The organism is Wenyingzhuangia sp. IMCC45467, assembly GCF_054111205.1.
Map to the genome: position 1 here is coordinate 1,743,674 of NZ_CM134196.1, position 23,490 is coordinate 1,767,163.

The 23,490-nt window shown below is 31.5% G+C and carries 23 protein-coding genes; 6 read left to right on the forward strand and 17 right to left on the reverse strand.

The genetic code is table 11. The features are described from left to right. Nucleotides 1–19 precede the first annotated feature (19 nt). Nucleotides 20–1,351, forward strand: coding sequence for a glycosyltransferase 87 family protein (locus ACXGQT_RS07355; RefSeq protein WP_457830743.1), 1,332 nt, complete (start codon nucleotides 20–22; stop codon nucleotides 1,349–1,351). Between the two features lie 362 nt (nucleotides 1,352–1,713). Continuing rightward, entirely contained in the window at nucleotides 1,714–2,322 is a 609-nt protein-coding gene (locus tag ACXGQT_RS07360) for a superoxide dismutase (protein WP_457830744.1), read from the forward strand. 75 nt (nucleotides 2,323–2,397) lie between these two features. Here the strand turns inward: ACXGQT_RS07360 and ACXGQT_RS07365 are convergent, their stop codons facing one another. The 13 genes from ACXGQT_RS07365 to pdxA all read right to left on the reverse strand — a co-directional run bounded on the left by ACXGQT_RS07365 (nucleotide 2,398) and on the right by pdxA (nucleotide 12,930). Further along, nucleotides 2,398–2,877: an N-acetyltransferase family protein gene (locus tag ACXGQT_RS07365; protein WP_457830745.1), complete on the reverse strand. Its 480-nt coding sequence runs from the start codon at nucleotides 2,875–2,877 to the stop codon at nucleotides 2,398–2,400. 124 nt (nucleotides 2,878–3,001) lie between these two features. Continuing rightward, complete coding sequence (gene eno, locus ACXGQT_RS07370) at nucleotides 3,002–4,294, reverse strand: phosphopyruvate hydratase (protein WP_457830746.1); 1,293 nt, start codon at nucleotides 4,292–4,294, stop codon at nucleotides 3,002–3,004. Between the two features lie 158 nt (nucleotides 4,295–4,452). Next, complete coding sequence (locus ACXGQT_RS07375; protein WP_457830747.1) at nucleotides 4,453–4,926, reverse strand: ExbD/TolR family protein; 474 nt, start codon at nucleotides 4,924–4,926, stop codon at nucleotides 4,453–4,455. A gap of 8 nt (nucleotides 4,927–4,934) precedes the next feature. After that, complete coding sequence (locus ACXGQT_RS07380) at nucleotides 4,935–5,555, reverse strand: ExbD/TolR family protein (protein WP_457830748.1); 621 nt, start codon at nucleotides 5,553–5,555, stop codon at nucleotides 4,935–4,937. 9 nt (nucleotides 5,556–5,564) lie between these two features. Then, nucleotides 5,565–6,005 carry a hypothetical protein gene (locus tag ACXGQT_RS07385; protein WP_457830749.1) on the reverse strand — a complete coding sequence of 147 codons (441 nt, stop codon included), beginning with the start codon at nucleotides 6,003–6,005 and terminating at the stop codon, nucleotides 5,565–5,567. A gap of 8 nt (nucleotides 6,006–6,013) precedes the next feature. After that, entirely contained in the window at nucleotides 6,014–6,832 is an 819-nt protein-coding gene (locus ACXGQT_RS07390) for a MotA/TolQ/ExbB proton channel family protein (protein ID WP_457830750.1), read from the reverse strand. A gap of 107 nt (nucleotides 6,833–6,939) precedes the next feature. Then, entirely contained in the window at nucleotides 6,940–7,893 is a 954-nt protein-coding gene (locus tag ACXGQT_RS07395; protein WP_457830751.1) for an asparaginase domain-containing protein, read from the reverse strand. A gap of 70 nt (nucleotides 7,894–7,963) precedes the next feature. Next, on the reverse strand, nucleotides 7,964–9,310 hold the full coding sequence (gene accC / locus ACXGQT_RS07400; RefSeq protein WP_457830752.1) for an acetyl-CoA carboxylase biotin carboxylase subunit: 1,347 nt from the start codon (nucleotides 9,308–9,310) through the stop codon (nucleotides 7,964–7,966). Nucleotides 9,311–9,397: 87 nt separating this feature from the next. After that, nucleotides 9,398–9,877 carry an acetyl-CoA carboxylase biotin carboxyl carrier protein gene (gene accB / locus ACXGQT_RS07405; RefSeq protein ID WP_457830753.1) on the reverse strand — a complete coding sequence of 160 codons (480 nt, stop codon included), beginning with the start codon at nucleotides 9,875–9,877 and terminating at the stop codon, nucleotides 9,398–9,400. 48 nt (nucleotides 9,878–9,925) lie between these two features. Further along, on the reverse strand, nucleotides 9,926–10,921 hold the full coding sequence (locus ACXGQT_RS07410; RefSeq protein WP_457830754.1) for a beta-ketoacyl-ACP synthase III: 996 nt from the start codon (nucleotides 10,919–10,921) through the stop codon (nucleotides 9,926–9,928). Nucleotides 10,922–11,087: 166 nt separating this feature from the next. Beyond that, entirely contained in the window at nucleotides 11,088–11,282 is a 195-nt protein-coding gene (gene rpmF / locus ACXGQT_RS07415; protein WP_068827521.1) for a 50S ribosomal protein L32, read from the reverse strand. A 12-nt stretch (nucleotides 11,283–11,294) separates the two neighbouring features. Further along, nucleotides 11,295–11,819: a YceD family protein gene (locus tag ACXGQT_RS07420; protein WP_457830755.1), complete on the reverse strand. Its 525-nt coding sequence runs from the start codon at nucleotides 11,817–11,819 to the stop codon at nucleotides 11,295–11,297. A 73-nt stretch (nucleotides 11,820–11,892) separates the two neighbouring features. Then, the gene (gene pdxA, locus ACXGQT_RS07425) at nucleotides 11,893–12,930 is read right to left on the reverse strand and encodes a 4-hydroxythreonine-4-phosphate dehydrogenase PdxA (RefSeq protein WP_457830756.1); all 1,038 of its coding nucleotides are present in this window, start codon (nucleotides 12,928–12,930) and stop codon (nucleotides 11,893–11,895) included. A 50-nt stretch (nucleotides 12,931–12,980) separates the two neighbouring features. Between pdxA and ACXGQT_RS07430 the strand changes: the two genes are divergently transcribed. Next, nucleotides 12,981–13,571, forward strand: a complete 591-nt coding sequence (locus ACXGQT_RS07430) for a riboflavin synthase (RefSeq protein ID WP_457830757.1) — start codon at nucleotides 12,981–12,983, stop codon at nucleotides 13,569–13,571. A gap of 64 nt (nucleotides 13,572–13,635) precedes the next feature. Here ACXGQT_RS07430 and ACXGQT_RS07435 read toward each other — a convergent pair whose 3' ends face one another. Next, a complete protein-coding gene (locus ACXGQT_RS07435) occupies nucleotides 13,636–13,821 on the reverse strand; it encodes a PID-CTERM protein-sorting domain-containing protein (RefSeq protein WP_457830758.1) in 186 nt (61 codons plus the stop codon). A gap of 316 nt (nucleotides 13,822–14,137) precedes the next feature. Continuing rightward, nucleotides 14,138–14,887 carry a dolichyl-phosphate beta-glucosyltransferase gene (locus ACXGQT_RS07440; RefSeq protein ID WP_457830759.1) on the reverse strand — a complete coding sequence of 250 codons (750 nt, stop codon included), beginning with the start codon at nucleotides 14,885–14,887 and terminating at the stop codon, nucleotides 14,138–14,140. A gap of 178 nt (nucleotides 14,888–15,065) precedes the next feature. Between ACXGQT_RS07440 and ACXGQT_RS07445 the strand changes: the two genes are divergently transcribed. From ACXGQT_RS07445 to ACXGQT_RS07455, 3 genes are all read left to right on the forward strand, one after another. Continuing rightward, nucleotides 15,066–18,149: a hypothetical protein gene (locus ACXGQT_RS07445; RefSeq protein WP_457830760.1), complete on the forward strand. Its 3,084-nt coding sequence runs from the start codon at nucleotides 15,066–15,068 to the stop codon at nucleotides 18,147–18,149. Nucleotides 18,150–18,215: 66 nt separating this feature from the next. Beyond that, nucleotides 18,216–19,337 (forward strand): hypothetical protein, encoded by a 1,122-nt coding sequence (locus ACXGQT_RS07450; RefSeq protein ID WP_457830761.1) that lies wholly within the window; start codon nucleotides 18,216–18,218, stop codon nucleotides 19,335–19,337. Continuing rightward, on the forward strand, nucleotides 19,337–20,854 hold the full coding sequence (locus ACXGQT_RS07455; protein WP_457830762.1) for a glycoside hydrolase family 2 TIM barrel-domain containing protein: 1,518 nt from the start codon (nucleotides 19,337–19,339) through the stop codon (nucleotides 20,852–20,854). The genes ACXGQT_RS07450 and ACXGQT_RS07455 overlap by 1 nt, the downstream gene beginning before the upstream one ends. Here ACXGQT_RS07455 and ACXGQT_RS07460 read toward each other — a convergent pair. Together ACXGQT_RS07460 and ACXGQT_RS07465 are read right to left on the reverse strand one after the other, a co-directional pair. Further along, entirely contained in the window at nucleotides 20,844–22,043 is a 1,200-nt protein-coding gene (locus ACXGQT_RS07460) for a glycosyltransferase (RefSeq protein ID WP_457830763.1), read from the reverse strand. The genes ACXGQT_RS07455 and ACXGQT_RS07460 overlap by 11 nt on opposite strands. 104 nt (nucleotides 22,044–22,147) lie before the next feature. Then, nucleotides 22,148–23,407 (reverse strand): oligosaccharide flippase family protein, encoded by a 1,260-nt coding sequence (locus ACXGQT_RS07465; RefSeq protein WP_457830764.1) that lies wholly within the window; start codon nucleotides 23,405–23,407, stop codon nucleotides 22,148–22,150. Nucleotides 23,408–23,490: the final 83 nt, after the last annotated feature.

A 23,490-nucleotide genomic window follows, 5' to 3' on the forward strand; every position in this document is an offset into this window, starting at 1 on the left:
ATTTATAAAATCTTTTAAAATGACTAACAAACACACTTTGTTAGTCATTTTTATTTCTATTATAGCCTATTATTTATTTGCTTATAACACTCCAAGAACTGATTTTAGTATGGTATTTACTTATTATAGTCTTCTTTTTGTAGGTTTTGGATTGTTATACAAATTTGGTAACCTATCTATAAAATGGTTAATTGCTAGTGGAGTACTTTTTAGATTGATTATTCTTTTTGCCATTCCTAATCTTTCTGATGATTTTTATAGATTTCTATGGGATGGAAGAGCTTTGATAAACGGTATCAATCCATATTTAATATTGCCAGAAAACAACCCTTATCTTGTTGCTAACGGAATAGAGCTCTATAAAGGTATGGGAAGTATGAATGGAAGTCATTTTACCTGTTACCCTCCTTTAAATCAATTTGCCTTTACTATTCCTGCCATCATTTCACAAAACGGTATCCTTATCAGTACTATTGTAATGAGATTGACATTAATTATATCAGACATCGTCACTTTATATTATGGTATCAAAATTTTAGAAATCTTAAATATTGATAAAAAAAGAATCCTTTTATACTTCATTAATCCTTTTATCATTATAGAACTTACAGGAAACTTGCACTATGAAGGAATGATGATTGCCTTTTTAAGTGCTGGTATTTATTACTTACTATCAAATAAAAATTATTTATCGGCTGTGCTTTGGGCTTTTGCTGTTTCAATTAAGTTAATTCCTTTGCTTTTTATTCCTCTTTTCTACAAAAGGTTAGGGTTCAAAAAGTTCTTTGTTTTTGGAATCATTGTTTTAGGAATCAACCTTATTTTATTTGTTCCTTTTATTGATAAAGAATTAATAGCTAATTTTTCATCAAGTATTGAGCTTTATTTTCAAAACTTTGAATTCAATGCTAGTATTTATTACATAGCTAGAGAGATTGGCTTTTGGATTAAAGGCTATAACATTATTGGTTTGATTGGAAAAACAACTCCTTTAATTATTATTAGTATTACGCTCCTTATGTCACTTATTAGAAAAAATCATAAAACAGAAACACTATTCACAAGTATGCTGTTTTTAATTATGTGTTATTATTTATTAGCAAGTATTGTTCACCCATGGTATATTACCATTCCATTATTTTTAAGCATTTTTAGCAAATATAAATTCCCTGTTATTTGGAGTTTTACTATTATACTTAGTTATAGCGCATACGTGCACCATAGCTACAAAGAAAACCTTTGGCTTGTATTTATTGAATATTTAATTGTATTTGTTTTTTTTATATCAGAACAAAGATTAAAACCATCGCTGAAACAAAGCATAATAAAGAGCCATGCTAAAAAAAATTAATACCAAAGAAAAATATATAGCAATAATAATTCTTTGTAAAATATTAAGCACCTTTAGTTGGTTAAGAACATCTTTAAAAATGGTATAGACAAAGTCCAAAAAGACATGATATTTGGCACTCAATCCATCAGTAGTGAAAATAGAATTACTCATGGCAAAATAGTTTTAATGAAACAAAAACATGAAAAGGGGTGAGTATAGCCGTGAACCGAACTAAATTTAACAATTATAATCTTAAAAGACTAATTTTAAGCATTTTATATTTTTACAATCTAACGATATCTGTAAATAAGTTCTAAAAATTCTTTGAAAAAAAAATAGTTATTTATCTTTGAGTACGAAACAATAAAAATCATAACAAAATGGCTTTTGAATTACCAAAATTACCTTATGCATACGATGCATTAGAACCAAACGTAGATGCTAGAACAATGGAAATACACCATAGTAAGCACCACAATGGATATACAACAAACTTAAACGCAGCAATTGCTGGAACTGATTTAGAAGGAAAATCAATTGAAGAGATATTAAACGGATTAGATATGGAAAACAAAGCTGTTAGAAATAACGGTGGAGGTTTTTATAATCACTCATTATTCTGGAACGTAATGTCTCCAAACGGTGGTGGAGAACCAACTGGTGCTTTAGCTACCGCTATTAATGATGCTTTTGGATCTTTTGAAGCTTTTAAAGATGCTTTCTCTAAAGCAGCGGCTACTCAATTCGGATCAGGATGGGCATGGTTATGTGTTGCTAAAGGTGGAGCTGTAAACGTTTGTTCTACTCCTAACCAAGACAACCCATTAATGCCAGGTGTTACTTGTGGTAACCAACCTATTTTAGGTTTAGATGTATGGGAACATGCTTATTACTTAAACTACCAAAACAGAAGACCTGATTATATTAATGCCTTTTTTAATGTAATTAACTGGGATGCTGTTTCTGCAAACTACGAAGCTGCTAAATAATTAGCAACTACTATAATCTAAAATCCCAAAACGTAATGTTTTGGGATTTTTTATTTTTATTAAGTGAGTAAAAAACTAAATAGTATTGATATAATTATTCAATTGCTCATCTGACATTTGTACCACTCTCCAATCATCAAAAACAACAGCTCCTGAATTTTCATAAAATTGAATGGCTGGTGTATTCCAATTTAAAACTGCCCACTCCACTCTTTTTAACTTTTGCTGATAAGCATACTTTAAAACTTCATTGTACAATAATTTTCCTACTCCCTTACCTCTAGCTTCTTTTTGAACAATTAAGTCTTCTAAATGTAATGTTTTACCTTTCCAAGTAGAATATCGATAGTAAAATAAAGCCATACCAACTATATTTCCATTCAATTCTGCTACAAATACTTCAAACTTTGGATGTTCACCAAACCCATCATTTTTTATATCTTTTAAAGTTACTTCAACCGCATCTGGTTCTTTTTCAAATTCAGCCAATTCTTTAATCAACAAAAATACACCACTAGCATCTTTTAACTCCCCTTTTCTAACTATTACATTCATCATAAAAAATTAATAATCTAAGACAAAAATAAACAGTAGTTTTATAATCATCAATATAAGAATTGAATAAGACAAAAAAAGCACCTCAAAGAGGTGCTGCTTTTTTATATTTTTTTTAAGCTAATTAAGCTTTAATTTTAAAAGCTTTAGTTTGAGGAAAATAAGCTACCTCTCCTAATTCTTCTTCAATTCTAATTAATTGGTTGTACTTAGCCATACGGTCAGAACGTGAAGCAGAACCTGTTTTGATTTGACCTGTGTTTAATGCCACAGCTAAATCAGCAATAGTAGTATCTTCAGTTTCTCCAGAACGGTGAGACATTACAGAAGTGTAACCAGCATTGTGTGCCATGTTTACTGCTGCAATAGTTTCGGTTAAAGTACCAATTTGGTTTACTTTAATTAAGATAGAGTTAGCAATACCTTTTTCAATACCTGTAGACAAACGCTCAACGTTAGTTACAAATAAATCATCACCTACTAATTGAACTTTATCTCCAACCAATTCAGTTAAGTATTTCCATCCTTCCCAGTCGTTTTCATCCATACCATCTTCAATAGAAATGATTGGGTACTTATTAGCTAATTCAGCTAAATATTCAGCTTGTTCTTTAGATGAACGTATAGCTCCACCTTCTCCTTCGAATTTAGCATAGTTATATTTCCCATCTTCATAGAACTCAGCAGAAGCACAGTCTAAAGCTAATTTTACTTCTTCTCCTGGCTTGTATCCTGCTTTTTCTATTGCAGATAATACTGTTTCAATTGCATCTTCAGTACCATCAAACGTTGGAGCAAACCCTCCCTCATCACCTACAGCAGTAGATAAGTTACGTCCGTGTAATATTTTTGCCAAGTTGTGGAAAATTTCAGTTCCCATTTTTAAAGCTTCAGTAAAGTTTTTAGCTTTAATAGGCATAATCATAAACTCTTGGAATGCGATAGGAGCATCAGAGTGAGATCCACCATTTACGATGTTCATCATAGGAACAGGTAAAGTATTAGCAGAAACACCACCTACGTAACGATATAAAGGCATGTCTAATTCGTTAGCAGCTGCTTTAGCAACCGCTAAAGAAACACCTAAAATTGCGTTAGCTCCTAATTTAGCTTTGTTAGGAGTTCCGTCTAAATCAATCATTGCTTTGTCAATAGCATTTTGTTCGAAAACAGAAAAACCTATTAATTCTTCAGCAAGTACAGTATTTACGTTTTTAACAGCGTTTAAAACACCTTTCCCCATAAAGTCAGAACCACCATCTCTTAATTCTACTGCTTCATGTTCTCCAGTAGATGCTCCAGAAGGAACTATTGCTCTACCTAAAACTCCATTTTCAGTAACTACATCTACTTCAACAGTTGGATTACCTCTTGAGTCAAAAATTTGTCTTGCGTGAATGTTAACTATAACGCTCATATTTTTAGTATTTAATTATTATAATTTTTATGTTGCGCAAGATACACAACAATTGGATTGAAAAATACAACAAAATAAATAAGTTTCGAAAACCTATTCGTTAAAATTTCGTCATATAAATGCAATAAAAAAGCAGTGCTTTTGGCACTGCTTTTTTATTATTTAAAATTGTTAGACACATCGCCTGTACTAGACGAGTAACTAATTTTTAAAGCCTTTACAGATCTTAATTCATGTTTTATATCTGAAATAGTCCCCACATTGGTTTTCATATCTGCTTTGATAGATGTAACCATTGCTTTCTGCTCTTCAGCATCATGCTTATCTCTTTCAGAATAAATAAAATTCACTACATCATTTACTGTTGAAATTTTGTCGTTTAACTGAATTTTATCTCCTCTTCCTTCTGAAGCATTAATTGCTTTCCCCACATATATGGTACTTACTAAACTTTTTTGTTCTAACTTTTTTACCTCTGTTGCATTAGGCAATTTTGGTTTTTGAATTAACAAAGAAGTCTCACGCATAGTAGTAGAAACCATAAAGAAAAACAATAGCATAAATACAATATCCGGTAATGCTGCAGTGTTTACTGCAGGCACTTCTTTTTTCTTTTTTCCAAACTTTGACATAGTGCTTATTATTTTATTGGTTCAGCATCTGATAATATCTCAGGATATGCTTTTTTAATTTGACTTATTGCAGCATCTAAATCTGGGTTTTCAACATCTCCTTTTTGTAATTTTAACAAATCAGAATATGAAAGTCCTTGATATTTTCCTTGTAGATATTTTTTTGCATATCTATTTCTCAACTCTGTATAAGCAGCTAACAGCTCATTTTGAACAGATATATACATTCCGTAAGAAGTTGTTTGCGCTGTTTGAACTGAAATAATTGCTTTTGCTGGATGTTCAGATGATGATTCTGATTTTTCTCCTTCACAATAATTACATGGTTGTCCTTCTGCACTTTTACCTGCACCATTGTCAATGAAATCAATTGCTAATTGTCTTAAATCACCAATTTTTGCTTCTTCATCTTCAACTAATAATTGATCGAAACGGTTGATATTTACTTCAAATATGTTTCTTTCTTTTACCGGTGGAGCTTCAACATCCTCTGGTTGTTCTTCTGGTAATTTTCTTAAGATACCTGAATCAGTATCCATAGTTGTAGTTACCAAGAAAAAGATAAGCAGCAAGAAAGCAATATCTGCCATTGAACCTGCATTAATTTCACTATTTTCTCTTCTTGCCATAAATCAGGTTTATTTAATTGCTGTTTTAACGGTACCTAAACCAACAGCAGCAATTGCAATTACCCCTAAGTATACACTAAAGTTAATAATTGTACTGATTAATTTTGATACTGATCCAGCTTCACCACCTTCTAATACTTGTCCTTGTACATCTAATACAGCAGCATCAGATGCTGTAAAATATGCTATAAAGTAAACAGCACCTAAAATGGCTAAATTGATGACTATCTTTTTTATTTCTTCTGGGTGTTTAAATATATTCACCACAGAGAACACAGCAGTTATAGCTAGTGTAATGTATAATAACCATGCTGAGAATTCTACTAAAGGATTAACTTTAGAATATAATTCGTCTTCTCCAGCAATAAATACATTAATAAACAATACAGCAGCAATAACAGCAATAACAAAGATTACAGCGGTTAATATTTTTGATAATTTACTACTCATAATGAATATTATTTTTTGTATTTAACTAATAAGTCTATTAAAGAGATAGAAGCATCTTCCATCTTGTTAACAATACTATCTACTTTTGCTACGATAATATTGTAAAATACTTGTAAGATAATTGCTACTACTAATCCAAATACAGTTGTTAATAAGGCTACTTTAATACCTCCTGCAACTACTGCTGGGTTAATATCTCCTGCTACCTGAATTGCATCAAAGGCATCAATCATACCAATTACAGTACCCATAAACCCTAACATTGGTGCTAATGCGATAAATAAAGATAACCAAGAAATGTTTTTCTCTAATAATCCCATTTGTACACCTCCGTAACCAACAACAGCTTTTTCAGCAGCATCAATTCCTTCTGATGATCTATCTAAACCTTGATAGAAGATAGAAGCAATAGGTCCTTTTGTATTTCTACAAACTTCTTTTGCAGCATCTAAACCACCTGAAGCCAATGCTTCATCTACTTTTACTACTAATTTCTTAGTATTTGTAGTAGCTAAGTTTAAATAAATAATTCTTTCAATTGCAATTGCCAATCCTAAGATTAATGCAACTAATACAATTCCCATAAATTCAGCTCCACCTTCAATAAAACGTTGTTTTAATACTTGGTGGAAAGTTGGTTCAGCTTTTGGGGTTGACTCTTCAGTAGTGGTTACCTCTGGAGTAGCTGCCGTCTCTTCCTTTACAACTTCTTCAGTTGCCGCTACATTTGTAGAATCTACAGTAGCTCCTTCTTCTTGTGCAAATGCAGTTGAAGTTCCTAAAAACAATAATCCTGCAACAGCTAGGATACTAAAAACTTTTTTCATTTCTATTTTAATTAATACTATTAATGATAATTGATAAACGATGAGCAAGTAACAAAAAAATGTTTACTTTAAAAAATAATATAATGTTAAATATTATTAACAATTTACTATTCACCACGGATAGAATCCTCAAACATTAGCTTAAAATCTTGAATATTTAGTTTTTTTTCGACCAAGAACATTAATTTCCCTACAATCGCCTCAATTGTCATGCTCCCAGCGTTTAAAAAGCCTAGTGATGAGATATTTAAACTAGATTCATAACGCCCTATTTCTAACCCTCCATACATACATTGAGAGGTTACTACCACCTTTAATCCATCATCAATTCTTTGTTTAAACAACTCTTTTAACATTGTTGATAAGTTTGGCATGTTACCAGAACCAAATATTTCTACTATGATTGCGTTAATTTTTTTATCTCTTAATAGAGTGCATAGTATATTTTCATCATCAAAAGGAGTTATTTTAACCACAGCAATGTTTGTTGAAACTTTTGTAATTACATCAAAATTTTCATGAACATTTGGTGAGTATAAATTATTATTTACTGAAATATAAGCATCAAATTTTTTGGTATGGTGTTTTGTTGTACATACTGCTCTATGCCATTTATTCGAAAAATAAATTCCTACTTCTTTAGGAAATTCATTTTTTAGGACTCCTAAAATAGCTCCTTTTAAATTGTTTATACTATCCGAATTTTCTTCATACAATGTTTTTTGCCCTCCAGTAAAAACAATAGGTTTAAACAAACCTCTAATACAAAAACTTAACAAAGAACTAATATAAGCCATGGTATCTGTTCCCATCAAAACAACAAAAGCATCGTACTTTGGGTAATAATCTCTTATTAAAACGCTTAATTCCTCATAATATTTTTTATTAAAATTAGAAGAATCTATTAAAGTGCTTGTTGTTATTAGATCACAATTGCTTTGCAAAGACTCTTTTTCTAAAAAAAGATGAATTCCATTAGCTTCTCCTGGTGCTAAAGCTCCTGTGTTTTTATCTTTAACCATACCAATGGTTCCTCCTGTATAAATTACTAATATTTTCATTGTAATAAATTTACATAAAAATAAAAGAGAGCGCTTTAAAGCGCTCTCTTAATTATATTAAAAATTATGTTTATACTGGTTTTTCAATTACAAAATCTTCCATAAATTTTGTAGTATAATTTCCAGAAACATAATCCGGATGATCCATTAACTGACGGTGGAAAGGAATGGTTGTTTTAATTCCTTCAATAATGAACTCATCTAAAGCACGTTTCATTTTACCGATAGCTTCTTCACGAGTTTGTGCCGTACAAATTAACTTTGCAATCATTGAATCGTAATTAGGCGGAATTGTATACCCTGCATATACATGAGTATCTAAACGAACTCCATGTCCTCCTGGTGCATGAAATGAAGTTATTTTTCCTGCTGCTGGTCTAAAATTAGCAAAAGGATCTTCTGCATTAATTCTACATTCAATAGAGTGTAACTTTGGCAAGTAATTTCTTCCTGAAATTGGAATCCCTGCTGCTACTGATATTTGTTCACGAATTAAATCATAATCAACAACTTCCTCAGTAATTGGATGCTCTACTTGTATACGAGTATTCATCTCCATAAAGTAGAAATTTCTATGTTTATCTACCAAAAACTCAACAGTTCCTGCTCCTTCATATTTAATATATTCGGCAGCAGCTACAGCAGCTTTCCCCATAGCATCTCTTAATTCATCTGTCATGAATGGAGAAGGTGTTTCTTCTGTTAATTTTTGATGACGTCTTTGTACTGAACAATCTCTTTCTGATAAGTGACATGCTTTTCCATAAGAATCTCCTACAACTTGAATTTCAATATGACGTGGCTCTTCAATAAGTTTTTCCATGTACATATCATCATTTCCAAAAGCAGCTTTAGATTCATGACGAGCAGAATCCCAAGCATCTCTTAAATCTTCGGCTTTCCAAACAGCACGCATACCTTTACCTCCACCTCCTGCAGAAGCTTTTAACATGACTGGGTAACCTGTTTCAATTGCTACTTTTTCACACTGCTCAAAACTTGTAATAACTCCCTCACTACCTGGTACACAAGGTACACCTGCAGCAATCATGGTAGACTTAGCATTTGCTTTGTCTCCCATTCTGTTAATCATTTCTGGACTTGCTCCAATAAATTTAATATCATGATCTTGACAAAGCTTTGAAAACTTTGCATTTTCTGATAAGAAACCATATCCCGGATGAATAGCATCAGCATTGGTAATTTCTGCAGCAGCAATAATATTTACCATTTTTAAATAAGACTCAGAACTAGGTGCTGGTCCAATACATACTGCCTCATCTGCAAAACGCACATGTAAACTATCCTGATCTGCAGTTGAATAAACAGCTACAGTTTTGATTCCCATTTCTCTACATGTTCTAATAACACGTAAAGCAATTTCACCACGATTGGCTATTAATATTTTTTTAAACATCTTTATTAAGTATTTAAGTATTAAGTATTAGGTCCTTAGTATTTAAGAGTTTTATTAAAAACTCTGTACTTTGTACTGTCTACTTTCTTATGATGGATCTACTAAAAATAAAGGTTGTCCAAACTCAACTGGAGTACTATCTTCTACTAATATCTTAACAATTTTACCAGATACTTCTGATTCAATTTCATTGAATAACTTCATTGCTTCAATTACACATACAACAGAGTCAGCTTGTACTGAATCTCCTACTTCAACAAACAAAGGTTTATCTGGTGATGGCTTTCTGTAAAAAGTTCCAATCATTGGTGAAGTAATTGTAATGTATTTTGAATCTTCAGCAGCTGGTGCTTCAGTAGCGACAGGTGCTGCTGGTGCAGGTGCAGCCGGTGCTTGAGCTACAGGTGCAGCCATAGATAATGGTGCTGCATGTTGTAAAATTGTGGTTTCAGTTTTACCTTCTCCTGTTTTAATGGTGATTTTAATATCTTCCATTTCTAATTTTACCTCGTTAGCTCCTGATCTTGCTACGAATTTAATTAAATTCTGAATGTCCTTTAATTCCATAATAGTCTATATTAAGTGCGTATTCTTTAAAGTTAATTAATTATTTTGTTATGAGTTGTAAGCCCACTTTAAGTATGTGGCCCCCCATGTAAATCCACCACCAAAAGCGGCAAAAATTACATTATCTCCTTTTTTAAGTTGTTTTTCGTAATCTGCTAACAACAAAGGTAAAGTTCCTGATGTAGTATTTCCATAATATTGGATATTCATCATTACTTTCTCTTTGTCTAACTCTATTCTATTAGCTGTAGCCTCTATAATTCTAGTATTAGCTTGATGTGCCGCTAACCAATCAACATCATCTTTAGTTAAGTCATTTCTTTCTAACACCTTTACAGCAGCATCTGCCATGTTAGAAACAGCGTATTTAAAAACAGTTCTTCCTTCTTGTCTAATATAATGCTGTTTGTTATCTACAGTCTCATGCGAAGCTGGATTTAAAGATCCACCTGCTTCCATTTTAAGGAATTCTCTTCCAATTCCATCACTTCTTAAATATTCATCTTGCAAACCTAAACCTTCTGTATTAGGCTCAAACAAGGCTGCTCCAGCCCCATCACCAAAAATAATACAAGTAGTTCTATCTTCATAATCTATAATTGAAGACATTTTATCTGCACCAATAATCAATACTTTTTTATATCTCCCTGATTCTATATACGCAGCTGCTGTAGACATCGCATATAAAAAACTAGAACAAGCTGCTTGTAAATCGTAACCAAATGCATTTACTGCACCAATTTGAGTTGCTACATATACTGCTGTAGAAGCTACATTCATATCAGGTGTAGCTGTACCAACCAATACCAAATCAATTTCTTTTGGGTCTAATCCTTTTTTTTGAATCAAATCTTCAGCAGCTTTGATTGCTAAATAAGAAGTTGGTTTGTCTTTATCCTTTAAGATTCTTCTCTCTTTGATTCCTGTACGAGAGGTAATCCACTCGTCATTTGTCTCCACTATCTTCTCTAACTCTTTGTTAGTCAATACATAATCTGGAACATATTTTCCAACAGCTGTGATAGCAGCATTAATCTTTGCCATAAATTGATTGTTAAGAAATCTTTAAACAATATGAAAAGCCAAAGTAATAAAATTTATTTCTAAATCTTGATTAAAAAGGCTCATTTTTTTGTCAATATCCATTCAATTTAACAAAGAAACCCTCATAAAATGAGGGTTTCTTTGTTAATACATGTAAAACGATTAACTATGCTTCAGCTTCAGTCGAGTCGATAACAACCTGACCTCTGTAATATAATTTTCCTTCGTTCCAGTGAGCTCTATGATATAAGTGTGCTTCTCCAGTAGTTGGATCTACAGCAACTTGTGGAGCTACAGCTTTGTAATGAGTTCTTCTTTTATCTCTTCTTGTTTTTGAGATTTTTCTCTTTGGATGTGCCATTGCTATAAATTTTTATTTTTTATCTAATAATTGTTTTAACTGATCCCATCTTGGATCGTTCTGTTCTTTTTTTTCTTCTTTTTTCTTTAATTGCTTGTCTACTTCTTCCTCTCCCTTAATCTCCATACGAGAAATTCCAGGTTTTACTCTTTTTTGAGGTACAGACAACACAATTAACTCATATATATATTGTTGTACTTCTATTTGATAAGCTTCATGTGGCAAAATCAACAATTCTTCATTTTCATCATTATAAGCTTCTCCAAACTTTACAATTAATGAAAGATTACCGTTAACTTCTAAATTAAAATCTTCTCCTGTTACATCACAAGGAACTTTTACAGTACCATTTGCAACAAAACTTAATTCTAACAAAGTTGTTTTTTTGTTTAGCTCCAAGCCAACATTAAAATCAACTTCTTCAAACTCATCATAACCAAAAGCATCAAAGAACTTTCTATCAATTTGAAAATCAAACTGGTGTTTACCTTCTTTCAACCCTACAAAGGGTATCCTAAATTCACTAAGTGTTTTCATATAAAAACATCAATTTGAGCGTGCAAAGATATAAAAACATTTTTATTGATTCAAAAACTAAATGATTAATTTCTTACTTTTTAGTTTTTAAACTGTTGGCCTTTAATTTTTTGTACTCATTCCTCTTTTTAGCAATGGATATTCCTTTATATAATGCTTCTTGAAACGAAGAGGTGTTTGCAACTCCTTTCCCAGCAACATCAAAGGCTGTTCCATGATCTGGAGAGACTCTTACCTTAGACAAACCTGCTGTAAAATTAACACCTTCTCCAAACGAAAGCGCTTTAAAACCAACCAATCCTTGATCGTGATACATTGAAATTACTGCATCAAAATTTAGATATGATCTATTTCCAAAAAATCCATCAGCAGCATATGGCCCATAAACCAACTGACCTTTTTCTTGATATTCTTCTAGTATTGGACGAATTAATTCATCATCTTCTTTTCCTATCACTCCGTGATCTCCACAGTGAGGATTCAATCCTAAAACAGCTATTTTAGGTTTAGGAATAGCAAAATCTTGTAATAAAGACTGATACATAATATCTATCTTTTTACAAATAAGTTCCTTATTTAATGTTTCTGAAACTTTAGCTACAGGAATATGACCTGTTACCAATCCAACTTTTATATCACTAGACATTAATATCATTAAACTCTCTCCCTCTAATTTAGATTCTAAATATTCCGTATGTCCAGGAAAATTAAAATCCTTAGATTGAATATTCTCTTTACTTATAGGGCCGGTTAACAATACATCTATTTCATTTTTATTTAATGCCTCTGTAGCTGCAGCCAATGACTCAAATGCTTTTTGACCTGACAATTGAGTTGGGGTTCCTGGTTGCAGCTCAACCATTTCATCCCACACCTTAATTACATTCAACTTTTCTTCTTCAATGCCTTGTACATTGTCCAAAAAATTTATTGGATAGTTAAATTTTAATTGCTTTTTATAAAAAGATATCACTTTATCTGATGCATATACAACAGGAGTACACAAGTCGTACATTCTTTTATCTTCAAATGTTTTTAAAATCAACTCTATCCCTACACCATTCAAATCACCAACAGAGATTCCTACTCTTATTATACGATTATCACTCATTATATATTACTTTTGGAGTACGAAATTAGTCATTTAAAATCATATACATCATGTTTACAGGAATTATTGAAACCTCCGGTGTTGTTAAAAATTTAGTCTTTAAAAACACCAATTTAGACATCACCATATCTTCTAGCATTACTAATGAACTAAAAATAGATCAAAGTGTTGCTCATAATGGGGTTTGCTTAACCGTTGTTAACATTGATAAGGACGAATATACTGTAACCGCTATTGCAGAAACACTTGAAAAAACAAATATAAACAGCTTAAAGATTGGTGAAAAAGTAAATCTTGAAAGAGCTATGAAACTTGGAGACAGACTAGATGGACACATTGTACAAGGCCATGTAGATCAAACAGCTGTTTGTACAAACATTGAAAATAAAAATGGTAGCTGGGAATTTAGTTTTGAGTACGATAAATCCTTAGGAAATTTAACTATAGAAAAAGGATCTATAACCATAGACGGAACAAGCTTAACAGTAGTAAATTCAGGCAAAAACTCTTTTAGCGTTGCTATTATACCTTATACTTACGAACACACAAGGTTTAAACAATATAAAATTGGTACTATAGTAAACTTAGAATTTGATGTCTTAGGGAAGTATGTAAAAAAAATAGCTCAGTATAATATTTAAAAGAACATTATATTATATAAAAAAAAGAAAAGCCACTTAGAATTAACTCAAGTGGCTTTTATATTTATAATGTTTGCTTTCTCAATTTTGTTATTCCCAAACCTACAGCTGCTAACACCAAAAAAACAACTCCCATATCTATAGGTAAACCTGGTGGTGGTGGTGGTGGCGGTGGTCCTGGTGCAGCACTTGCAACATAAACAACTCCGAACACAAGTAAAATTAATATTTTGTAAGTTTTAATTTTCATCTCTCAAATATATTGATATTTATCAATATTTTATGGTTTTGGTTGAACAAAAGTAGTTGTTTATTTGATGCATACAAACTGATTTATGTTAATATTTCATATTATTTAACATTAGTTAACAATCTGTTATACTGATGTATCAAATAGTATAATTCATTATTTAATTTACGATAAACACATACAATTGGATTTTCTTTTTTTACTCTTTAATCAATACCACAAAGGTATTTAGTAATTAAAATTATATTAACACATATTGGGTCAATAGCCTTTTAGTATCGGTGAACTGTATATTTAGCAGGTTGAATAGAACCTATTAGTTACTAAAAACACTTCCTAGGTTATAAGTAAACCATATTGACAATAACATATATGGTATTTGTACTGCATCTTTCACTCCTAATTTAGAATCATCTACATGTACCCACTTAGTTAATGGTTGTTCATAAATTTTATTCATCACAACTTGTTTTCCATAGAACTTCTTTAATCTTATAAAGATTTCTACATCAAATAACCAACGAGTTAAAAATTTATTTCCGTACGCTACATCAATAACTTCTTTTTTAAACACTTTTGCCCCACACTGTGTATCTTCTATTGGCAAACCAAGAATCATAAAAACAATCATTTTCACCATTTTAGAAAAAATATTTCTAAAGAAACTTCTTTCTATCTGCCCTTCTCCTTTACCTCTTGATCCGTAAACAAAAGTCAATTCGTCTCTAAACTTTAACGTTCTTACTAATTTTTCAAAATCATTAAAATCTGTTGATAGGTCTGCATCCATAAAACCGATATAAGCAATTTCTTCCATTCTGTTTAAGAATTTTACTCCTGTTCTTACGGCTGCTGCTTTTCCTGCATTTATTTTTACATCAATAACAGTTATATTGTCTGATGATTGAATTTGAAGATTTTCTAGAACCTGTAAAGTATGATCTTTACTACCATCATTTACAAAACACAAATGATAGTTTTTATTTTCTTTAGCAAAACGGATGAATTCGTTTACATCTAATCTATTTGCTTCATTATAACAAGGGATGATAATTCCAGTTTTCATAATAGTTTGTTTTTTAATTATACTTCAAAAGTACTCACACATTAGAGCTTAATTTGATATAATTAGTTTAACGGAGCCTTACTATCGGTGAATGAAAAAAAACATAAGTCCACAACCGTTTAACTTCACAAAACTTTACCCTATATTTATGATAAAAACTCAACGTACTTATATATAAATGAAACAAAGCACCAACAAATACCTAATTACTGCTTTATTAATAGGACTTGTTTTTCATGGTACTGCCATGTTTTTTACATTAGAAACCACTTATGATGCTTTAATACATTTGTTTTTTGCCGATCATTATGCTAATAGTTGGTTTGAACCTTGGAGCTTTAAATGGTATACTGGGTTTACCGTAATGAGTTACCCTCCTTTGGTTCATCAAACCATTGCATTGTTTTCTTTAATAGGAGGTTTAAAGTTTGGACTTTTTAGTACAGCACTTATTGCCGTAGTCTTATTTATTACGGGTACTTATAGATTTTCTTTACTAATCACCTCTAACAGAAGTGCAGCAGGTTATGCTGCTATACTAGCCACACTATCCTCTACCTTTATAGAAACATTACATATTTTTGGTCAACTACCTAGTATTGTTGGAGTATCCGTTCTTTTACATGCCATGCCAGAAATTTACCTGTGGATTAAAGAGGGAAAACTAAAATATTTATTTACCTCTCTTTCTTTAATAGCCGTTACAGTAACTTCGCATCATGTCACTCCAATTTTTGGAATGGTATTTTTTATATCTCCTTTAATTGGAACCGCTATCATGGATACTGCAACTCAAAAAGCAAAGGGGCTTAAAAAAGTAACTATTAAAATATTTTTAATAACCTTTAAACACCTTACAAAACGTATTTTTTTATTTGTAGGATTAGCATTAACCATTATAATAAGTTGCTTAATTCCGTATTGGATTAACAGTAAAAACAATCCTATTACCCAAGTCCCAATTCCGCATGGTTCTAGGGACAACTTTACAGAAGTTACCTCATCTGGTTTGGTATTCTTTTTAATCCCTTGGGGAGTGGTTTTATTTATACTACCTTATATTTTTTATAGATTTTACCACAAACGATATATCTTTTTTGGGATATCATTATCTATGCTAACTTTATTAGGAACCGGGGGAACCACTCCTTTACCTAAAATGATTCTAGGAGAAAACGCTTTTAATATTTTAACCCTAGATAGATTTACTTTATGGGCAGCTATTATGTCTATTCCAATGGTGGGAGAATTTGCCCTTAGATTTTCTGAAGGAGATTTAAAACAGCTTATACAAAAAAGATTTTCTCCAATTTATCATAGACTATCAGGTGGATTGTTAGCTTTCTCATTTTTATTTATGAGTGTTTTTACCATAAGCTTAGGATATTTTAGACCTTCACAACCTCAAAAAATAAAAATACTACCCATTGTTAACTTTCTTAATCAGGATCAACATGACCAATGGAGATACCTAACCTTAGGATTTGGCGATCAAATGGCCTGGCTTTCTGCCAATACTAAAGCCATGACTGTTGATGGAAATTATCACTCAGCAAGAAGATTACCAGAACTTACTACTAGAGCAGTAGAACGTTTAGAAAATTCAAAATTTCAAGGAATTGAAGGAATTGGTTCTTTACAGCAATTTTTAACTGTGCCAGAAAAATATAATTTGAAGTATATTTTTTCTAACGACAAATTTTATGATCCTATTTTATATTTCTGCGGATGGCAAAGATTGCGACAATTAGAAAACGGAATTATGGTATGGGAAAAATTAAACATACCTCCTATTAGTGTTATTTTACCAAGAATAGATGTGGCTACCTGGCAAAAAATACACTGGGGAACCGTTCCTTTACTAACAGTAATTCTAGCTTTTTTAATCAATGCTAGAAGTTTATTAACCAGAACATTTAAAACCAAAAAAGATTACAACATTGCATACATCAAAGAAAGTTATCTTTATAAAAAATTTCCATGGAAACTTGTACTCTTTTTACATGCTTGGATTTTATTTATTTTAATAATAGTAGCTGTTACTTGCTATTCATTTTATATTAAAAACGATTCACAAAACTCTCCAGAAAATGCCATTTTAACTTATTATGATGCTTTAGATTTTAAACGTTTTGAAAAAGCTCATAGCTTAATCAATCCAGAAAGTAACATTTCTATTGCACAGTATATGCTACAAGTTTCAGTTACCGATGGCCTTCTAAGTTCTTATGCAAAACTAGACGAAATCAATATTGATATTACTGAAAAAACAGATACAAGCGCTATTGCCTTTGTAAAAACATCTTGGATTACCGCTTTAAAAAAAGTAAACGATAGTTGTGTAAAAACATTGGTTAAGAAAAACGGAAATTGGTTTATAAATCCTGAAAACATTAACAAAGACCTACCTCCAGACCAACTGTTTGTAGAAAACAAACCCATCTATTTTAATCAAGGGAGAAGAAGAATTACTACCGAACAAACCTACCACGAGGATGTTTTAAAACAGCCTGTATTGGAAATTCTTAACGCTAAACTTATCAAAACCAATCATCGATATGCTATTATTGGGGAAGTTCAAAACATAGACAATGTACCAGCAGATGTTGTTTTAAAAGGAACTTTATACAACGAACAAAACAAACTTTTGGCAACCTATAATGCTAAAAACCAAGTAAAACATAAGTTACTGCCTAAAGAAATTACCTCTTTTAAAATAGATTTTGAAGGAATTGCTTGGCTTAACTCCAATGAAAAATCTCCCAAAACCTTTGATCCAGATGAATTTACAGAAGTTAACTTAAGCGACATCCCTACAAAATTTGACTTGCAAATAGCTGGAAATGTATCAGGGTCAGATTTATATAAAAAAGTAGCAATTTCTGATTTAAACATCACCTCATCAGAAATAAATGGATTACTCTTTAATAGCGGTACAGCACAATCAACCATACCACAATTAATTTTCACTTTTTACAACCAAGAAAAAGAACCTATTTATGTAGACGATGTTTATGTTATTGAAGGAATTAGACAACAACGAAAACATTTTTTTGAATATAAAATTCCTCAAAGTTCTACCAAAGTCATCAATAGCAGCATGGAAAATTGTTTTGTAAACGGACTTCCAAACCAATCTATTGCTAATAAAATTACTGAACAACGTAAGGGAAACATCCATAACCCTTTGATTAAAATAGACCATCCCCATTTCTCCTATATTAAAATAGAAATCAACAACTATACTGGTGTTCCATATTAAATGAAAAGACTTTTTTTACATATTATATTTCTACTAGCCATTTGTTCCTATGCACAAAAGAGCAACATGCAACTGCTAAATAAAAAGCTTGACTTTATTGCTGGTAGCCCTATCAATCTTGTTTTTAATAAAACAACAGACAGTATTCCAAATTTATATTGTAGCAGTAGTTATGGAAATATTTTAATTAGCCCCACAATAAAAAACAATGAATTGCAGTACTTAATTCCTAATTTTATCAGTCAAAAATCTGGATATGTTTATTGGCAACTTACTCAAGAATTTCATCACCTTAAAGGAAACTTTTACGTACACCCTACCAACAAGATTAACAATATAGAAACTTATTTAGGACCACCTAGCATTGAAGCTGGAGAAGTAGATTACGCGATGTTGGTTACCATTCCGCTAGACAACTACAATAATCCTGTTGCCAAGAATACTCCTGTTATTATTAACACAAAACACCTAAGTAATACCCAACAAAAAACTATTCCTTTTGATGGCATGATTGCTTATCAAAAAATACACAGTAATAAAACTGCAGGAAGAAGTTTTATTAGCACTAACTGTTTAAATCAAACCTCTAAAGAATATACTTTAGAAATTGTTCCTGCAAGTCCTACAAATTTTAATATTGATGCAAAAAGAGTTCATGATTTTGGAGATGGAAATCAGGTTACTCAATTTTACACTTCAAAAATTAAAGACAGATATAATAATATTGTTGCCGATGGGACTTCTGTTACTTTTAGAATAGAAAATGATAAAAAAATGTACTTGCAAACTTTTGGCACCACTATTAACGGAATTGCCACTGCACAAATGGTTCATCCAGACCATTCAGACACCTGGAATATTCAAGCTTTTGTAGATGGTTTTGCTGTTAGTAACACTATATCTTTAACCTATAAAAATGCTGTTAAAGATTTTAATATTGAGTTTAAAAAAGACTCTAAACATTTTGCGGTAGGCCCTTTTAAAAGCTTTATGCAACAAACTCTTCCTGATGGATTAATGGTAAAAATCTCTTTATTTGAGAATGAAAAAATAATTCAGAAAATCAATTCTCAAACCGAAGATGGATTTGCCATTTTTGACTTACACACGTTTCTTAAAAAGAATAAGAATTATAACGTAAAAATTGAAGCAGCACAAATAAGCAAACAACTAGAAATTAAACTCTAATGACTTTAAGTATTCATAAAAACATATTAAAAATATCATTATTTGTTATTTATATCACTGTAACATTACTTGTAGTGTTTGGACTTAGTGCTGTGTTTACCTATTTAAACACAGGAGCAGATAGAAATTTAATGCTTCATAATAAAATACACGAAACCGTACATTACCAACCCCAAATTAATTGGGATTTATCTAACACAGAAGGGAGACAAGTTAGCAACACCACTTTACAAAACTTAGAAAAAGATTATCTAAACGCATGGTATGTTAAACAAGTGGCTTTTGAAAAAAACACCAATAAAGGATTAAAAGATTATTACACAACAAGTAGTTTAAAAAACATTTTAACCTCTATAGAAAACAATACAAAAAATAATGTACACATTAAAGGAACTACATTAAACCACAATCCTTCTTTAGATTTTTTTAGTGAAGATGGTCAGCTAATTGTAATTACCGACAAAAATGTAAAAGAGTACAAAAGACTATATAAAAACAATATTTTACAATTAGAAACTACAGAAGTTAACAGCTATAAAATACTCCTGTTGCTAGAAGATGGTTTTTGGAGGATTAGACAAATTTTAAGAGTTAATCCTACCAACAACACTTCGCATACACCTTTCATCAATTTAGAACAAGAAATTAAAGGAATTAACTATTATCCACAAAACACCGCATGGGATATGTTTGGTGATGATTTTGACACTCAAATTATAGACAAGGATTTTAAAATTATTAAAGACACAGGATTAAATACCATTCGAATTTTTATTCAGTATGAAGATTTTGGTAAATCGGAAATAAAACAAAATAAATTAGAAAAACTTACGAAAACATTAAACCTAGCTAGTAAAAACAACCTAAAAGTAATCATTACGCTGTTTGATTTTTATGGAGATTATCAGGTGTTAGATTGGACCTTAAACAACAAACACGCAACTACCATCGTCAACCATTGTAAAGAACACCCTGCTTTATTGGCTTGGGATATTAAAAACGAACCCAATTTAGATTTTGATTCTAGAGGAAAACAAAATGTTCTAGCTTGGTTAAAACAAATGATTTATCATGTTAAAACCATAGACAGACATCATCCCGTAACCATAGGATGGTCTAATACAAAAAGTGCCACTTATTTAAGTGATATGGTTGATTTTGTAAGTTTTCATTATTACGAAGATTTACATCAACTAGAAAAAGCTTATCAACAATTAAAGAAAGAGATTCCTACAAAAGAGATTGTGTTAGGAGAATATGGAATATCTTCTTACCGAGGACTCTGGAATCCTTTTGGAAATTCTGAAAAAGATCAAGCTGAATATCATCAGCAATTTCAGGAATTAGCACACAAAAACAAGATTCCTTTTGTTTCTTGGACTTTGTATGATTTTAAAAAAATCCCCAAAGAAGTTGTTGGACAACTTCCTTGGAGAAAATATAATCAAAAGCATTTTGGTTTTATAAATCAATCTGGGGAAAGAAAAGCATCTTTCCAATATATTGCTAAGCCGTAACCGCTTGTGGAGCTTTTCTTGCAAAGATTGATTCAAAGTTGTTAATATACATATCTGCAATAGTACTCATTGGAAATGCTGTTGCAGCTCTGTAATTTGCTTGCCCTAAAGAAGTTCTGTAAGCTTCATTTACCACTATATTTTCTATAGCATTTGCCAAACTATCTACACAAGTAGGATTAAAAAATTCTCCTTTATACCCTTCATCTTGTACTAACAAAGCCAAATCTCCTAAGTCTGGCATTACAACTGCTTTCCCATAACTACCTGCTTGGTGTAATACTCCTGAACTACCTGTTGTTGCTGTGTATGGAAACACAACTACTGCACTATTTTGAAACAATGGAGCTACTTCTTCTTCTTCTACATATCCTGTAAAACGTACACCAGAAACATGCTTATATTGCTCTTGTACTCCTGCTAAATATCCTGGCACATTAGGATTATCAGTTCCAGCAATTACAACTTCTAAATCTAATCCTGTGTTAGTTCTTACTTTTTCTACAGCCTCTATCATAGACTCTACTTTTTTGTAAGTTCCAAACTTACCAAAAGTCATAATTTGTAAAGGCCCTTCGGCTGTTTTAAAACTTGGTCTTTCAGACACCTCAAAAGTACCATGTGGAATTAATACTACATTTTTTGCGTTGTATTTAGACTCTAAAATATCAACATATTTTTGCATGGTTACTGCTACGGTATCTGCTTGTAAAATTAATTTTGTTAAGCTAGTTCCTATAAAACCATATATTTTTTGCATCATTTTGTTTGAGGTAAATCCAGCAGTACCTAAATCTACTTCTTCTAAAATGTTGTGTAATAAAACTACCGTAGGAATTCTTTTAATTCTACAAATTAATGGCAACATTAATCCAAGAGCCGCTGCAACTTTTTTATCTCCAAACTTCATAAATTGTAAGTTGAATAATACTGCATCTGGTTTTACTTCATTAATAGCGCTAGTTACATTAACAATGTTTGTATAGCTATTAAATTTCCAACATTCTTTTACAGTAATTTTACATCCTTGCTCTTCAAAATTTAAATCTTTAGCCTCTGGAGTTTCATCAGTTAATAAAATGATTTCAGAGATTTCTTGTTTTTGTCTAAAGTTTTTAACCAAGTGATATGCATACTCATTTAAAGTTACTTTACTTGGTGGATACGATGTTACGATTGCTAATTTCATAATGCTTTGTGTTTTAATTATGATGTAAAATTGCAACATAATCAGAGTTAAACTCTAGCATTTTAGGCTGTTAGCGGGTTCCTTTAGATGAATGGAAAGAAGTTTTATTTTTTACCATTCATCGACACTTTCTTAGTATCGATGAAAAAGAAAATAACTTGGGTGAATAGTAAAAACACCATTGCAAACATTTGTACATGCACCACTTGAGCCAAAGAAGTATGATAAAAAACTACCAACAAAACTTGTAACGCTCCAAAAACAGCAGAGACCAAAACTGGCACATACTTATCTAAAGACAAAAAGTAATAAGCAAAAATATTGGCCACTGCAAAAACTCCTGTTGCAAAAGCGTATTTCCATAACAAAGGTGCAATTTGTACATAATCTGCTCCAAATAACATTTGTACAATTAACGTTGGAAACATGGCACAAGCCAAAACTATAGCACTCGCAATAACAGCAATGTAAGAAACATATTTCATCAATACTTTTGTTGTGTCTTTTCCTTCTTTTTTAAGCTGAACCACTGTTGGTAATAATAACATCACAAACATCCAAGCTACAAAGTATACAATACGACCTATTAGAGCTAATGAAGCATACAACCCAGCGTTATAAGCATCAAAATAATGTTTTACCAATAAGATATCACTATTATTAATAATGATTTGTGACAATTCATAAAAAGCAGTAATCACAAAAAACTTTTTTACAAGTGATAAATCTTTTTTAGGTAGAGCCGCCTTGCTAGTAAACTGTGATTTGTTAAAATTTAAAGGAAACAACCCTACTATTAAAGAAACCAAAACTCCTACTGCTATGACTACCGAAGATTGGGAATGAAACAATAAAACCAAGATTAAGGTAAGCCCTAACCTTGTAAACATTTCTGCCTGATAAGTAATAGACAACAGCTTAAATTGTTTTTTCCCTTGAAAAAAACCTCTGTTTACACTCATTAAAAAATACAATGGAACCCCAATTCCAAAAATGGTAAACATGGTAGAAGAAGAGGTGTGAAAAATTTCTTGTAAATCTTTAGCAAACACCACTACCATGGCTCCAAAAAAGATTCCTACCACTACAGCGTTTTTGTAAATCTTTTTTACAAAAGCACCAAAAACAGTATCTGGCAAAGTAACTGTGAATTTTGCAGCAGCCAACTGAAAAGTCATGGCCACAAAAGACAACACCAACAGCATTGTGATTAAGATTGCTGCATCAGAAAATTGCTCTGGCCCTAAAATTCGTCCTAATAAAAGATTGTATAAGTAATTTCCTCCGTTAACCGTTAACACGCTTAACATAAATAACTGCTCTTGAGATAGTATTGGTTTTTTGGTGATAGAAATTGATAACATAGCTTTAATCTTTTAGGTTAATTTAGTAGTGACTCATTAAATCTGATACAAATATCATCCAAACCTCTTCCAAAAAGAGGTAT